Source organism: Bradyrhizobium sp. Unk1, assembly GCF_059512345.1.
The window spans coordinates 102,047-115,499 of sequence record NZ_JCAMOP010000012.1; the positions used below are offsets into that span (position 1 = coordinate 102,047).

General features: G+C 65.1%; 17 protein-coding genes. 7 read left to right on the forward strand and 10 right to left on the reverse strand.

All coding sequences use genetic code 11. The features are described from left to right. Positions 1-85: 85 nt before the first annotated feature. Entirely contained in the window at positions 86-1,021 is a 936-nt protein-coding gene (locus AC5ZFO_RS17205; RefSeq protein ID WP_282523864.1) for a DMT family transporter, read from the reverse strand. 93 nt (positions 1,022-1,114) lie between these two features. Between AC5ZFO_RS17205 and AC5ZFO_RS17210 the strand changes: the two genes are divergently transcribed. Further along, a complete protein-coding gene (locus tag AC5ZFO_RS17210; RefSeq protein WP_282523865.1) occupies positions 1,115-1,516 on the forward strand; it encodes a DUF1330 domain-containing protein in 402 nt (133 codons plus the stop codon). Positions 1,517-1,565: 49 nt separating this feature from the next. Here AC5ZFO_RS17210 and AC5ZFO_RS17215 read toward each other — a convergent pair whose 3' ends face one another. Continuing rightward, positions 1,566-2,210 (reverse strand): TetR/AcrR family transcriptional regulator, encoded by a 645-nt coding sequence (locus AC5ZFO_RS17215; protein WP_282523866.1) that lies wholly within the window; start codon positions 2,208-2,210, stop codon positions 1,566-1,568. A gap of 49 nt (positions 2,211-2,259) precedes the next feature. On the opposite strand from AC5ZFO_RS17215, the gene AC5ZFO_RS17220 reads away from it, so the two are divergent. After that, on the forward strand, positions 2,260-2,664 hold the full coding sequence (locus tag AC5ZFO_RS17220; protein ID WP_282523867.1) for a hypothetical protein: 405 nt from the start codon (positions 2,260-2,262) through the stop codon (positions 2,662-2,664). A gap of 8 nt (positions 2,665-2,672) precedes the next feature. On the opposite strand, the gene AC5ZFO_RS17225 is transcribed toward AC5ZFO_RS17220, so the two are convergent. Further along, positions 2,673-3,605, reverse strand: coding sequence for a DMT family transporter (locus AC5ZFO_RS17225; RefSeq protein ID WP_282523868.1), 933 nt, complete (start codon positions 3,603-3,605; stop codon positions 2,673-2,675). Positions 3,606-3,968: 363 nt separating this feature from the next. On the opposite strand from AC5ZFO_RS17225, the gene AC5ZFO_RS17230 reads away from it, so the two are divergent. Together AC5ZFO_RS17230 and AC5ZFO_RS17235 are read left to right on the forward strand one after the other, a co-directional pair. Next, positions 3,969-5,261 (forward strand): adenylosuccinate synthase, encoded by a 1,293-nt coding sequence (locus AC5ZFO_RS17230; protein ID WP_282523869.1) that lies wholly within the window; start codon positions 3,969-3,971, stop codon positions 5,259-5,261. 36 nt (positions 5,262-5,297) lie between these two features. After that, complete coding sequence (locus AC5ZFO_RS17235) at positions 5,298-6,923, forward strand: hypothetical protein (protein ID WP_496122250.1); 1,626 nt, start codon at positions 5,298-5,300, stop codon at positions 6,921-6,923. Positions 6,924-7,006: 83 nt separating this feature from the next. Here AC5ZFO_RS17235 and AC5ZFO_RS17240 read toward each other — a convergent pair whose 3' ends face one another. From AC5ZFO_RS17240 to AC5ZFO_RS17250, 3 genes are all read right to left on the reverse strand, one after another. Then, the gene (locus tag AC5ZFO_RS17240) at positions 7,007-7,273 is read right to left on the reverse strand and encodes a hypothetical protein (protein WP_028151045.1); all 267 of its coding nucleotides are present in this window, start codon (positions 7,271-7,273) and stop codon (positions 7,007-7,009) included. 256 nt (positions 7,274-7,529) lie between these two features. After that, entirely contained in the window at positions 7,530-7,760 is a 231-nt protein-coding gene (locus AC5ZFO_RS17245) for a hypothetical protein (RefSeq protein WP_014492498.1), read from the reverse strand. Between the two features lie 37 nt (positions 7,761-7,797). Then, positions 7,798-8,043: a hypothetical protein gene (locus AC5ZFO_RS17250; protein WP_282525169.1), complete on the reverse strand. Its 246-nt coding sequence runs from the start codon at positions 8,041-8,043 to the stop codon at positions 7,798-7,800. Between the two features lie 148 nt (positions 8,044-8,191). Between AC5ZFO_RS17250 and AC5ZFO_RS17255 the strand changes: the two genes are divergently transcribed. Both AC5ZFO_RS17255 and AC5ZFO_RS17260 read left to right on the forward strand, forming a co-directional pair. Continuing rightward, complete coding sequence (locus AC5ZFO_RS17255) at positions 8,192-8,617, forward strand: DUF5413 family protein (RefSeq protein ID WP_282525170.1); 426 nt, start codon at positions 8,192-8,194, stop codon at positions 8,615-8,617. A 61-nt stretch (positions 8,618-8,678) separates the two neighbouring features. Further along, positions 8,679-9,221, forward strand: a complete 543-nt coding sequence (locus AC5ZFO_RS17260) for a DUF4112 domain-containing protein (protein ID WP_496122251.1) — start codon at positions 8,679-8,681, stop codon at positions 9,219-9,221. A 137-nt stretch (positions 9,222-9,358) separates the two neighbouring features. Here the strand turns inward: AC5ZFO_RS17260 and AC5ZFO_RS17265 are convergent, their stop codons facing one another. The 4 genes from AC5ZFO_RS17265 to msrA form a co-directional block, all read right to left on the reverse strand. Further along, positions 9,359-9,652 (reverse strand): hypothetical protein, encoded by a 294-nt coding sequence (locus AC5ZFO_RS17265; protein WP_014492502.1) that lies wholly within the window; start codon positions 9,650-9,652, stop codon positions 9,359-9,361. A 214-nt stretch (positions 9,653-9,866) separates the two neighbouring features. Next, the gene (locus AC5ZFO_RS17270) at positions 9,867-10,031 is read right to left on the reverse strand and encodes a DUF3309 family protein (protein ID WP_282525172.1); all 165 of its coding nucleotides are present in this window, start codon (positions 10,029-10,031) and stop codon (positions 9,867-9,869) included. A gap of 107 nt (positions 10,032-10,138) precedes the next feature. After that, a complete protein-coding gene (gene msrB, locus AC5ZFO_RS17275; protein WP_282525173.1) occupies positions 10,139-10,558 on the reverse strand; it encodes a peptide-methionine (R)-S-oxide reductase MsrB in 420 nt (139 codons plus the stop codon). Between the two features lie 45 nt (positions 10,559-10,603). Further along, complete coding sequence (msrA, locus tag AC5ZFO_RS17280) at positions 10,604-11,308, reverse strand: peptide-methionine (S)-S-oxide reductase MsrA (RefSeq protein WP_282525174.1); 705 nt, start codon at positions 11,306-11,308, stop codon at positions 10,604-10,606. Between the two features lie 245 nt (positions 11,309-11,553). Between msrA and AC5ZFO_RS17285 the strand changes: the two genes are divergently transcribed. Then, positions 11,554-13,239 (forward strand): caspase family protein, encoded by a 1,686-nt coding sequence (locus tag AC5ZFO_RS17285; protein WP_496122252.1) that lies wholly within the window; start codon positions 11,554-11,556, stop codon positions 13,237-13,239. The last annotated feature ends 214 nt before the right edge of the window (positions 13,240-13,453 follow it).

Here is a 13,453-nt window from a genome sequence, read left to right on the forward strand (position 1 = left end):
GACGTTCCCTCTTTTTCGTTGGCGGGGAACCTAGCTTCTCTTCGCAAAAATCGGAAGACGGGAGTTTGTCGCCCGCGTTGCGGAATTACTTCACCGACGATCCCTGGCGAGAGGCGAACACGACGCCGGCGAGCACGAGTGCATAGCCGATCAAATGAAACGGCTGGAGCTTTTCGCCGAGCAGCAGGATCGCCATCGCCGAGCCGAACACCGGGACCAGATGGAAGAACGGTGCGGCGCGGTTCGGGCCGATCAGCGCCACGCCGCGGTTGAAGAAGAGATAGGCCAGCGTCGAGGGAAAGATCAGGATGTAACCCAGCGTCGCCAGCGTCACCGCGTCGAGTTGCAGGACACGGCCGCTTAGCGCTTCCCAGATCGCGGCGGGCAGCAACATCGTTGCGCCGCAAAAGGTGGTGAAGGAGAGAAAGGAGAGCTGGTGGATCTTAGGCCGCCGCGGGATAAAGGCGGAGTAGAGCCCGAACGCCACCAGCGAGGAGGCGAACATGATGTCGCCCCTGTTGAAGCTGATGCTCGCGAGCGCGGCGAGATCGCCGCGCAGGATGATGATCAGCACGCCGAGAAGCGAGATCGCGATGCCGGCGAGTTGCGCACCCGTCAGCCGCACGCCGAACAGCACCAGCGACCACAGCGCCACGAACAGCGGTCCGGCCGACTGGATCAGCAGCGCGTTCAGCGCCTCCGTGTATTGCATCGCCCAGTACGAGATCGCGTTGTTGAAGGCGAAGCCGACCAGCGACAGGAACAGCATCAGCGGCAGGCTCTTGCGCAAATTCGGCCAGTCGCGCTTCAGATGCGGCCAGGCGAACGGCAACAGGATCAGGAACACGCCGAACCAGCGGATCGTGGTCACCGTCAGCGGCGGCACATGCGCGCCGACATGGCGCGCGAGCACGATGTTGCCGGCCCAGAACAGCGAGCTCAGGCTGAGCAGCAGGTAAGGCTGGTTGTTGAGCCAACTGGCCGGATTCGAGGCCGGTGGCGCGGGCGAGGCAATCGTCATTGGCGTTGGATACAAGCTTGTGCCGGATTTCTGTTGTGACACAAGTCACGCGGCCGCAAGGCTACAATGCAGGCATGGCTTGAGGAGGTGTCATTGGCGGTTAATATGTTGAACATCGAGGGCCTGGAGCGGCTCGATGCAAATGCGCCGGTTGTGATGCTGAACCTGATGCGTTTTCACCAGCGCTCGCGCGACGGCGACGGTTCCGGCTGGGACGCGTACTTGCGCTACAGCGCGATCACGGTGCCGATGATCAAGGCACGCGGCGGCACGCTGCTCTGGACCGGCGAAGCCAGAGCCGTCGCGCTCGGTCCGCACGACGGCAACGACTGGGATTTCGTCGCGCTGGTCCATTACCCGACGGTTGCGGCTTTCATCGACATGATGACGTCGGAGGCCTACGAGACGCAGGCCGATCCGCATCGCGTCAACGGCTGCGCCGAGCACGTGATCATTGCCACGAGTGAGGCGTACAGCAAGTTCAAGACGAAATAGCGCGCGATCTTCCCATCTCCCCTTGCAAGGGGAGAAGGAAGCGGAACATTCACTTCTTCCGCTCCTGCGTCACCGCATCCACAGCGTCACGACAGGTCATCTGCAGCAGGCGGCAGACGTCCTCCGTCGAACGCTGCTGGCTCAGCGCCCCAAACGTCGGATAGCTCGTCAGCACGAAGATCAGGTCGACTGCGTCCTGCACGGCCCGTTTGCCCGCGCGCTTCTCCGTGATGCGCGTGATGAGCCCCGTCAGCAGCTCGCGACGCCGTTCGTTGCGCGCGACCAGCGCCTCGCCGAATTCGGGATCGGTCGCCATGGCTTGGTTGAGCCCGTCAATGGCAGGATCGTGCGACCAGAAAGTACAGAAGATCGATACGACGCGGTCGAGCGCCGCACGCGGGTCCGCCATCGTCATCACCTCGGCCAGCTCGAACAGGCCGCCCTCGCGCGCGATGTCGTCGAACACGGCTTCCAGCAAGCCGCGCCGCGATCCGAACTGGTTGTAGACGGTCAGTCGCGTGACGCCGGCCGCCTTCGCCACCACGTCGAGGGAGAAGTTCGCGATGCTCGCGTCCTTTCGCAGCAGGCGTGCGCCGGCCGCGATGATGCGCTCGCGCGTTTCCGCCGCCGCGGACGCCCGCGTCGGGCTCACATAGCTGCGCTTCGGCATCGCCTCGCCTTCATCTTGACGCATTGACTATACAAGTTGTATATCCAATATAGAAGCCGGTTTGGAGCTTGCCATGCAGACTGCCCTCGTGATCGCCTTGTCGCTTCATGTGTTGTCGTCCGTGTTTTGGGCCGGATCAAGTTTCGCGCTGGCACGCACCGGCGGAGCCGGCGGCGAGCAACTCGTCTTTCCCCAGCTTGGCGCGGCGACGATTGCGATCCTGACCGGGGGCTATCTCGGCCATCTCGTTCATGCCGGCAGCTTCGGTACGGCGGAGCAGGTGCTGGCGCTTGGCGCGGTTTGCGCGCTGATCGCGGTCGGCGTTCAGGCGGCCATCGGTCCTCGCGCAGTCCTCACCCTGCGCCGTGGTGCCGGCGATCTCCAGGGCGTGCGTTCGCGCATCGCGATCGCCCAGCGCGTGGCGGCGGGCCTGCTCGGCATCACCGCGCTTTGCATGGGGGCTGCGCGCTATATCTGAAGGCGACCCTACGTCGTCTGCTTCCTTGACGCCACGAACACACCGGCCAGCACCAGCGCGAAGCCGATGAAGTGGAACGCCTGCGGGTGTTCGCCGAGGAATGCCATCGCCATGATCGAGCCGAACACCGGCACGACATGAAAGAACGGCGCGGCGCGGTTGGCGCCGATCAGGCGCACGCCACGATTGAAGCAGAGATAGGCGAGCGTCGACGGGAACACCGCGACATAGAACAGCGTCAGCAGGTTCGGCCCGTCGAGCTTCATCACGGGACGCGCGGACAATTCCCATATCTCGAGCGGGATGAGGCAGGCGGCGCCGGCGCCGAAGGTGAAGGCGAGGAACGACAGGCCGTGCATCGGCGGCCGCTTCAGGGTCAGCACCGAATACAGCGCGAAGATGATCAGCGCGACGATGAAGATGAGGTCGCCCTTGTTGAACGCGATGTTCGACAGCGTGGTGAAATCGCCATGCAGCAGGATCGTCAGCACGCCGCACATCGAGAGAGCTACGCCGAACGCCTGTGCCGCGGTGAGGCGGACGCCGAGGATGGCCAGCGACCACAGCGCCACGATCAGGGGCGCTGCCGACTGCAGCAGCAGCGTGTTGAGCGCCTGGGTATGTTCCAGCGCCCAATATTGCAGCGTGTTGAAGGCGCCGATGCCGGTGATCGACAGCACGATCATCAGGCCGAGCCTGCTGCGGATCGCGGGCCAGTCCTGGGCGAGATGTTTCCAGGCGAACGGCAGCACCAGCAGGAAGGCGAAGGTCCAGCGCAGGAACGACAGCGTCACCGGCGGGATGTGGCCGGCGGCGAGCCGCCCGACAATGGCGTTGCCGGCCCAGCACAGCGCGGTGATGCTGAGCAGCAGGTAAGGCTGGTTGGCGATCCAGCTGTGACTGGATGATTCGGAGCCCGTGGTCTGGCCGGTGGCGGACATTGTGATTGTTATGGCCCCGTCATGCGCCGGAGCCCCGGCCCGGCGAGGTCGGGCCGGCAGATAGCCCGGCGGCTCCCCAAAGACACGGAAATCGAGCCTGCATCAACGGGGGGCGGACGCATCGCGACCATGCAGTGGCGGGTCAGCCTCGCGCTTTGGCGGAAGCTTACGAAATGGCCATGGAAGGCTTCTGGATTTTCCGGGGATATCAAAGGGTTAAAGTGCGTCCTGAGCCCCGAAAAAGCCCCGTTCTTGCTTGCCTAGAGAGGCTGCTTCCTTTATCCGGTTGGCTGCCTCGCGTGCGAACGGCTCCGGCCGTCAGCTGGGCTGGCGCATCTAAAATCTTCAGAGGATTACCCGCGAATGGCCAACGTTGTCGTCGTCGGAGCCCAGTGGGGCGACGAAGGAAAGGGCAAGATCGTCGACTGGTTGTCGGAGCAGGCCGACATCGTCGCGCGCTTCCAGGGCGGCCACAACGCCGGCCATACGCTGGTCATCAATGGCGAGACCTACAAGCTCGCGCTGTTGCCCTCGGGCGTGCTGCGCCCGTCGAAACTGGCGGTGATCGGCAATGGCGTCGTGTTCGATGCGCAGGCCTTCCTCGACGAGGTCGCCAAGCTGCGCGGACAGGGCGTGGCGGTCGGCCCGGAGAACCTGCGCGTCGCAGAGAATGTCACGCTGATCCTGCCGTTGCACCGCGAGCTCGACGCTCTGCGCGAGTCCTCCAACTCGGCGACTGCGATCGGCACCACACGTCGCGGCATCGGGCCGGCTTATGAGGACAAGGTCGGCCGTCGTGCCATCCGCCTGATGGACCTCGCCGACCTCGACACCCTGCCGCACAAGATCGACCGGCTGCTTGCTCACCACAATGCATTGCGCCGCGGCCTGAACCTGCCCGAGTTCGACGGCAAGGACATTCTGAAGGAGCTGAGCGCGCTGGCGCCTCAGCTTCTGCCCTATGCCGAGACGGTGTGGCGCCTGCTCGATCAGGAGCGGCGCGCCGGCAAGCGCATCCTGTTCGAAGGCGCGCAGGGCGCGCTGCTCGACGTCGATCACGGCACCTATCCCTATGTGACGTCGTCCAACACGGTGGCGGCGCAGGCGGCAACCGGCACCGGTATGGGCCCGGGCGCGGTCGGTTATGTGCTCGGCATCTGCAAGGCCTACACGACCCGGGTCGGCCAGGGCCCATTCCCGACCGAGCTTCTGAATGAGATCGGCGAGGAGATCGGCCGCCGGGGCCGCGAGTTCGGGGTCAATACCGGACGCAAGCGCCGCTGCGGCTGGTTCGACGCCGTGCTGGTCCGCCAGACCGTGCGGACCTGCGGCATCAACGGCCTGGCGCTGACCAAGCTCGACATCCTCGACGGCTTCGACACGATCGAGGTCTGCACCGGCTACAGGCTGGACGGCAAGGAGATCGACCACTTCCCGGCCGGCGAGGGCGCCCAGGCCCGGGTCGAGCCGATCTACGAGACCATCGAGGGCTGGAAGGAGCCGACCGCCAATGCCCGCTCCTGGGCAGACTTGCCGGCCCAGGCCATCAAATATGTCCGCCGGATCGAGGAATTGGTGGGGTGTCCGGTCGCACTGCTTTCCACCAGCCCCGAACGCGAGGATACTATTCTGGTGCAAAATCCGTTTGAGGCTTAACGATATCTTACCGGGACGTGCGCTAGTTGAGTTGAAATGGCTGATTACTATCCGCTGATCGCCCGCGCTATTGCCGCCCTGGACCCCAACGCTCCCGGCGAAAGCCGTCGCGCGCTCTATGAGCGCGCGCGCACGGCCCTGATCGCGCAGCTCCGCAGCGTGCAACCGCCGCTCTCCGAATCCGAGATCACCCGCGAACGGCTGTCGCTGGAAGAGGCCGTCCGCAAGGTCGAATCGGAAGCCGCCCAGCGCGCCCGGGAGGCCTCGCGCCCCGGTCCCGGTGGCGGCGCCCGCAGCAGCGGCAGCGGTGACGCCTTCCGCCGGGCCAGCACCCGCGCCGCCGAGGGCAACCCGCCGCCGTCTCAGCCGGCCGCTCCGCGCACCCGTCCGGCTCCGCCGCCGCCGCGTGCCGACCGCCCGTCCTTCAATGTCGATGACCCGGGCGACGCCCCGCGTGCGCCGCGGGCCCCGCGTTTCGACGCGCCGCGCCAGCCGGGTCCCCCGGCCGCGCCGCCGATGCCGGAGCCGCCGGCTGCTCCGCCGGCCGGACGTGACCGCCCGCCCGGGCGCCGTCCGCCCGACATCGGGCCGCCGCCGCCTCAGCCGCCGGCACCGGGCGTCCGCGGTTTTCGCGACATCACCGCCGACGTGAACGATCTCGGCGGCGCTGCCGCGCAGGCCAACCGCGCCGCGCGTCGCACCTACGCCAATGTGCCCTCGCCCTCGCCGGAGTTCGACCGGCTGGAGCCGAGCCTGGAAAATCGCGCCGGCGAGCAGGACGCGCCCTATTCCTACGACGAGTCGATCGAGGAGGCCGAGCGCTACACGCCGCAGCCGCCGTCGCCGCGTTCGCGCGTCGCGCCCGAGCGCGAAGCCAAGAAGCGCGCCCGCACCGGCTCTGCCTTCCCGTTCAAGAGCGCGATCGCCGTCGGCATCGTGCTGATCCTGGTCGGCGCCGGGATCCTCTGGGGCAAGCCCCTGATCCAGACCGTGAGCGGCCTGTTCAAGTCCTCGCCGACCCAGGTGGTGGAGGCGCCGAAGGATCCGGCCCAGCCGCAGAGCAAGCCCAAGATTCCGGATCGCGTCGGCCAGCCTTCGGCCAGCGACCAGCCGGTCGCGCCGGTGGCGCAGAAGGTCGTGCTCTATGACGAGGATCCGTCCGACCCGAAGGGCAAGCAATATGTCGGCTCGGTGGTGTGGCGGCTCGAGCCGATCAAGGCCTCGGGCAACCAGAAGGCCGACGTCGCCGTGCGCGCCGACATCGAGATCCCCGACCGCAAGTTCAAGATGACGATGTCGTTCCGCCGCAACACCGACTCGTCGCTGCCGGCGAGCCACACTGCGGAATTGACCTTCATCCTGCCGCCGGACTTTCCGGGCGGCAGCATCTCCAACGTGCCGGGCATCCTGATGAAGTCGAACGAGCAGGCGCGCGGCACGCCGCTCGCGGGTCTCGCGGTCAAGGTCACCGACGGCTTCTTCCTGGTCGGCCTCTCCAATGTCGACGCCGACCGCGCCCGTAACGTCCAGCTCCTGAAAGAGCGCTCATGGTTCGACGTGCCGCTGGTCTACGCCAACCAGCGCCGCGCCATCATCGCCATCGAGAAGGGCGCACCCGGCGAGCGCGCCTTCAACGATGCGTTCGCGCAGTGGGGCGATTAGGGCCGGCGCGCGACCGATGTTCACCTCTCTCGATGAGAGAGGTGAATCGAACTCTCAAACGATCCGATCGGGAATGAACCGGCCTACTGCGCGGCGGCCTCTCGCTTGCGCGCGGCGGCGTGCTCGCGGTCCATCACGGCGCGGCAGCCGGGGCTGACCTGCGCCTTCTTCTGCACCATGCAGGCCCTGACGCGCGAGATGTCGGGTATCTCACTGGAGCACAGGCGCATCGCATCACCTGTGCACATCTGCTGTGCTTCGGACGAGAAGGCGAGGCCGGGCGATGTCTGGAGTACGATGGCGGTGGTTGCGAAAGCGAACAGCGAAACGATGGTCGTGTAGCGTGTCATGACGAATGCGTCCCCAAGTTCCGTGGTTTGAACCACTTGGTTTTGGGGCGCCGCACGCGGCTTGATCTGCCGCATGTCACAGCCTTCACGCCGGGAACTTTGGTCCCGCATGTGGTCGCTCGATCTCTCGTGGTGTTCGAATCGAAAAGTGCTGCGCCGCCCGATTCGAGTATGCGCCATTGTCACGCGGCTGCAATGGTCCGCTCGAATGAATTCGCAGTTGTTGCGTGTCCGTCACGCAGCATGCGGCGCGAGATCAGATCAACCGATCGGACGACGCGCTCGCTTCTTCCGCATCGCTCGCGCCTGATGCTGCAGGGTGTTCCTCGACGGCGGTGACGCCTTTCGCAGTGAGCTCGAACAGATCGCCGTCCTTCATCACGTAGCCGTCGGCGATCAGCTCGCCGATCTTGCCGTGCCGGTCGTCGGCAAAGGCGACCGACTGGCTGATGTCCCGCAGGATCGAGAGCTGTTCGTCGCGCAACATGGCTTCACTCTCCGTGCGCCGGGGATCGTTCCCGGCCTTACATGCCGTGGCTCTGAAACACCTTGCTGCAGGACTTCGAGAGCTTGGCCCGGTTGGCTTGCAGGCACCCCTGCACCGCGCCGTCATTGCCGAGGTCCTTGCGGCAGAACCGCGAGGCATCGCGCGAGCAGGCGTTCTGCTCCTGCGGCGTACCCATGTGGCCTTGCGCGAGAGCAGGCGTGATCGAGATACCGCTCAGGGTTGTCAGGGCGAGCGTCGCCATAAGGACGGATTTCCGGGACATCGACAAACTCCAATCTGACTGCTGGTATGAATTTCAGTCCTGTCTGAACTCGTCGCCTTGCCGCTTGTTCCCGTCAGGACGGGCCGGGGCCCCGCTATTCAAGGTTCCCGCGTCGCTGCTATAACAGCGGCGAAGGATGAGGATACTGATGAAACGCTATCTGGTGTTTGCTCTGGTCGGTCCGTTCGTCGGCGGGTTCCTGCTGCTGCTGACGACGACCTATCAATCCGGTTATTGGGCCCAGACCAATCTCGGCGAGGTCGGAAAGCTGTTCGCGGTGTTCTTCAAATCGCTGCAATACAGCTATCTGTTCGGCTTCCTGCCCTCGCTGATGATCGGTGCGGTCGACGACATCCTGATCCATATCCGCCGGATCGGCCCGGTGCTGCGGATGCTCCTGGTCGGCCTGTTCGCCTTCGTGCTGGCGTCACTGACCTACAGCTCGCGCGGGCCGGATTCGGGCGCGGTGCAATTCATCCTGTACGGCTTGGTCGGATTTGTGCCGGCAGTGCTTTCATCCTGGCTCGTGCATAAATATGTCGAGGAGCCGCAGCCGGCTGCGGCTCAGACCTGAACGCGCGACGTTCGGGCGCGGCGCGGCAACTTCCGCCACACCAGTGCGTTCTCCAAAGGCCATGGCCATGCCCGACGACGATATTCTTGCTCCGCGCCGACCCCGTGCCGAGTCCCGCCCGCGCGGGAGTTTTTCGGGCACTGAAGCGCGCGGGCCGATCATCGACCAGGACGGCCACGAGATCCGTCCCGAAACGCTGGAGCAGGGGTTTCGCGAGTTTCGCTTCGAGTTCGGCCAGGGAAACCCGTTCGGCAATCTGACGCGGGAGCAGCGGGTGGCGCGGATCGAGGCGATCGCAAAGCTGCTCGATGTCGCCTTCGTCCTGCCCGGCACGAATATCCGCTATGGCATCGACGGGCTGATCGGGCTGATCCCGGTCGTCGGCGACATCATCACCACCGCGATCTCGCTGTGGCTGGTGCGCGAGGCCCGCGCGCTCGGCGCGCCGTGGTATCTCACCGCGCGCATGCTCGGCAATGTCGCGGTCGACGGCGTGGTTGGCATAGTGCCGTTCGCGGGCGATGCCTTCGACGTCATGTTCCGCGCCAACATGCGCAACGTCCGACTGCTCCGCCGCTGGCTCGACAAGCAGCCGCGGATTTAGCGTGGCGCTTCTTCGCCTCTCCCCGCGAGCGGGGAGAGGGGAAAGAAAAGAAGAGAAGAGGCGTCGCCTCCAAACGCGAAAAGCGCGACGGCCTTTCGGCCATCGCGCTTTCAGCGCATATCGGGCTTAGCGAAAACTTACGCCGCGTCGGCGTCGGTCTCGGCGGCCGGCGCCGGCCGGGGCCGGCGGGGCAGCGGGAAGGCTTCGCTCTCATAGAGCGAGCGGATGCCGTTCTGGTCGAAGCGTGCTTCCTCGACCTGGAGATAGGCGCCGTTCAGCGAATCCGTCGGCAACTGCTCCATCGCGAACTGCACGGCTTCGGCCGCGGTGCCGAACCGGCGATAGGTAAAGCCCGCGCGCTTCTTCTTGCGGATCGCGGCGGGGAAGAGCTCGGCGGAGGTGTTGAAGTTGAACGGACGCAGTGGACGCATGGTCAAAGACCTCGTGATCTTGTCTGGGGCTTTAAGCGCGTGGGGTTTTGAAAGGCAGGGGCCACCATCGAGTGGGCCCGCCGCACATGTCATTTTCGCCCTCTAATATAGGCTGTTTTGACAGAAATGCGACCCCCGCGATGGGAGATGATGAATCCGCGCATGGCAGCTCCGCGAGCGCTATAAACCAAGTAATTCCAATGCGTTAGATGGTTTACAGTTTGCCAAGCAGCAGCAGCACGATCAGTATCACCAAAACGACGCCGCCGATCCCCATGCCGGAATGGCCCATGCCATAGCCGTAACCACCGAACCGGCCGGACATGCCGCCCAGCAGATAGATGATCACCAGGATGATCAGGATGGTCCCAAGCGTTATGGCATCCTCCCTGGCGGCTGCCGGATCGCGCGCATCGGCCGCACCGCCAGAAGAGAAAAGCACATCGCGCCGCCGGGTTCCATGACGGAACCGGGCGGCGCGCAATGTTATTTGGGCTCGAGCTTCAGCGCGGCCGAGTTGATGCAGTAGCGCAGGCCGGTCGGGCCGGGGCCGTCGGGGAAGACGTGGCCGAGATGGCCGCTGCACTTGGAGCACAGCACCTCGGTGCGGACCATGCCGTGGCTGGCATCGTGCTCCTCGTCGACATGGCTCTCGACCGCGGGCTGGGTGAAGCTCGGCCAGCCGCAGCCGGAATCGAACTTGGCATCGGACTCGAACAGCTCATTGCCGCAGCCGGCGCAGACATAGGTGCCGGCGCGGTGGTCGTGCTCATATTCGCCGGAGAAGGGACGCTCGGTCGCCTTCTCGCGCAGCACCGCGTACTGCATCGGCGACAATTCGCTGCGCCACTGCTCTTCGCTCTTGATGACCTTGTCGTCGGTGGTTTTCGTCTTGGTGTCGGGCATGGGTCTCCCGTTTGCTTGGTGAACTTGTTTTCGGTGATCTTGCGATCAGTTGGTGGCCTTGCTGGCGCTCACCAGCGTCGGCTTCTCAATGTAGTTATCCGCGAACAGCTTTTTCAGGTTCTCGACCTTCGGAATGTCGTTGTAGGCGATGTAGGGCTGGTTCGGGTGCAGCGTCAGATAGTCCTGGTGATAGGCCTCAGCCGGGTAGAACGCTTCCAGCGCGCCGACCTTGGTCACGATCGGCCTGCCGAACACCTTGGCGGAGTTGAGCTGGGCGATATAGGCATCCGCCACCTTCTTCTGCTCGTCGGAGGTGGTGAAGATCGCCGAGCGATATTGCGTGCCGGTGTCGGGGCCCTGGCGGTTGAGCTGGGTCGGGTCGTGCGCCACCGAGAAGTAGATCTGGAGGATCTTGCCGTAGGAGATCTTCTTCGGGTCGTACTTGATCTCGACCGACTCGGCGTGGCCGGTCCGGCCGCTCGAGACCGTCTGGTAATCGGCCGTCGCCTTGGTGCCGCCGGCATAGCCGGAGACTGCGTTGACGACGCCGGCGGTGTGCTGGAAGACGCCCTGGACGCCCCAGAAGCAGCCGCCCGCGATGACGGCGGTCTGGATCCCGGTTGCGGGCGCGGCATCCACGGTGGGAGCGGGGATCACGACCGCATCCTCCGCGGCCCTGGACGGCAAGGCGAAGGCCAGCGTCAGTGCGGCGGTGGCGGCGAGCAGCGAGGCGAGGGCGGTGCGGCGCATGGCGATCCTCTTCGGAAGGTCTGACAGTGTAGGGCGGCCGGGGACGGGCGAACAGCCTGTTTGGCCGCGTTTTCGGACATCTGAAATACGGGCGCAGACGGCGATTGTTACGGGGAAACGGACACGAGTCTGTGAAAAATAGCCTCAGACGGTGCGGCTTGGCGAGGCCGGGAACTCCGGGCTAGATGAACGCGCGCGATCGGCGCTCGACTCAAATATGTGGTGGCTGGAGCTGACCTGACAACATGCTGCGCGTCATTCCCCTGACCCTCGCCATCCTGATCTCAAATGCCGCGATCGCCGCGGCCGAGCCGCAAGCCGGCGACGACCTCGCCACCTGTCGCGACCGCCAGGCGGAGGGCCAGGCCCGCGCGACGGCCTGCGACAATTTGTTGAAGGCCGATAAGCTCGGCGGCAAGGACAAGTCGCTCGCGCTCGTCGTGCGTGGCAATGCGCTGATCAACAAGCGCGACTATGACCGCGCCATCGAGGCGCTGTCGTCCGCCATCGATCTCGATCCGGAAAATGTCGGCGCCATCAACCTGCGTGGGCTCTCCCATGAGCGCAAGGGCGAGGACGATCTCGCCATGGCCGACTACAATCTCGCCATCCAGAAGCGCGCGAATTTCGGCTATGCCTACAACAATCGCGGCACCATCCATCTGCGCCGGGGCGCGCTGCAAAGCGCGCTCGACGACTTCAACCTGTCGATCAAATACACGCCCGCGTTCCTGCTCGGCTGGACCAATCGTGCCCGCATGCGCACGCTGAACAAGGATTTCGACGGCGCGATTGCCGACTTTGCGGCAGCCGAGAAGATCGACCCCGCCGCGCCGCAGATCGCCGGCAACCGCTGCATCACCTACGGCATGATGGGCAAGTACGACCAGGCTTTCGCCGACTGCGATGGCCTGATCCAGAAGCAGCCCAAAAATACCTTCGCGATCAACAATCGCGCCGAGGTCAACGTGATGAAGGGCGACCTCGACGCCGCGCTGAAGGACTACAACACGGTCATCCAGCTCAATCCGAACAGTGTGCGCGCCCATTCCGGCCGCGGCCAGATCTACGAGCGCAGGAAAGATCTCGCCCAGGCCCGTGCCGATTATCGTGCGGCGGCCTATTCGCTGACGAGGTTCGACGAGCCCGACGTCGCACGCGCCCGCGCCATCGCGCAGGAGCGCCTGGCCGCACTGACGCCGCAGGCGCCGGCCGGGTCCACCGGGCGCCGCGTGGCGCTCGTGATCGGCAACGGCGCCTACAAGAACGTCCACGCCTTGCCCAATCCGCCGCGCGACGCGAAAATGATTGCAAACGTGTTGCGCGATGTCGGCTTCCAGACCGTGATCTCCGTCAGCGACCTCTCCCGCGACAAGTTCTTCGAGGCGCTGCAGACGTTTGCCACCGAAGCGGAGAATGCGGATTGGGCGGTGGTCTATTACGCCGGGCACGGTTTCGAGATCGGCGGCGTGAACTATCTCGTCCCTGTCGACGCCAAGCTTGCCGCCGACAGGGACGCCGAGACCCAGGCGGTTGCGCTGGAGCAGGTGATCGCAGCGGTGGGCGCTGCGAGAAAAGTGCGTCTGGTGATGCTGGATGCCTGCCGCGACAATCCCTTTGCGCCGGCCATGCAACGCACGCTGTCGCTCAAGCTGGTGGACAAGGGCTTTTCCAACATCGAGCCCGGCGCCGGCTTCATGGTGGTCTACGCCGCCAAGCACGGCGAGACCGCGCTGGACGGCGACGGCGGCGCCGACAGCCCCTTCGCCACCGCGCTCGCCCGCGAGATCAAGGTGCCGAAGGTCGAGATCCGGAAACTGTTCGACATCGTCCGCGACGACGTCTGGTCCGCCACCAAGCACGAGCAGCAGCCGTTTTCATACGGCTCGCCGCCGGGACGCGAGGATTTTTATTTCGTGGCGGGGAAATGAGGGGTTGAGAGGCCGTAGCCCGGATGGAGCGCAGCGAAATCCGGGAATCGCGAGCGCGGACCCGCCCCCCGGATTACGCTTCGCTCCATCCGGGCTACAACAGTGCCGTAGGGTGGGCAAAGCGACTTGTCCGCCGTAGCTCGAAGAGCGAAGGCGGAAGCGTGCCCACCATTTTCACGGCGCGCTCGGATAGATGGTGGGCACGGTGCTTCGC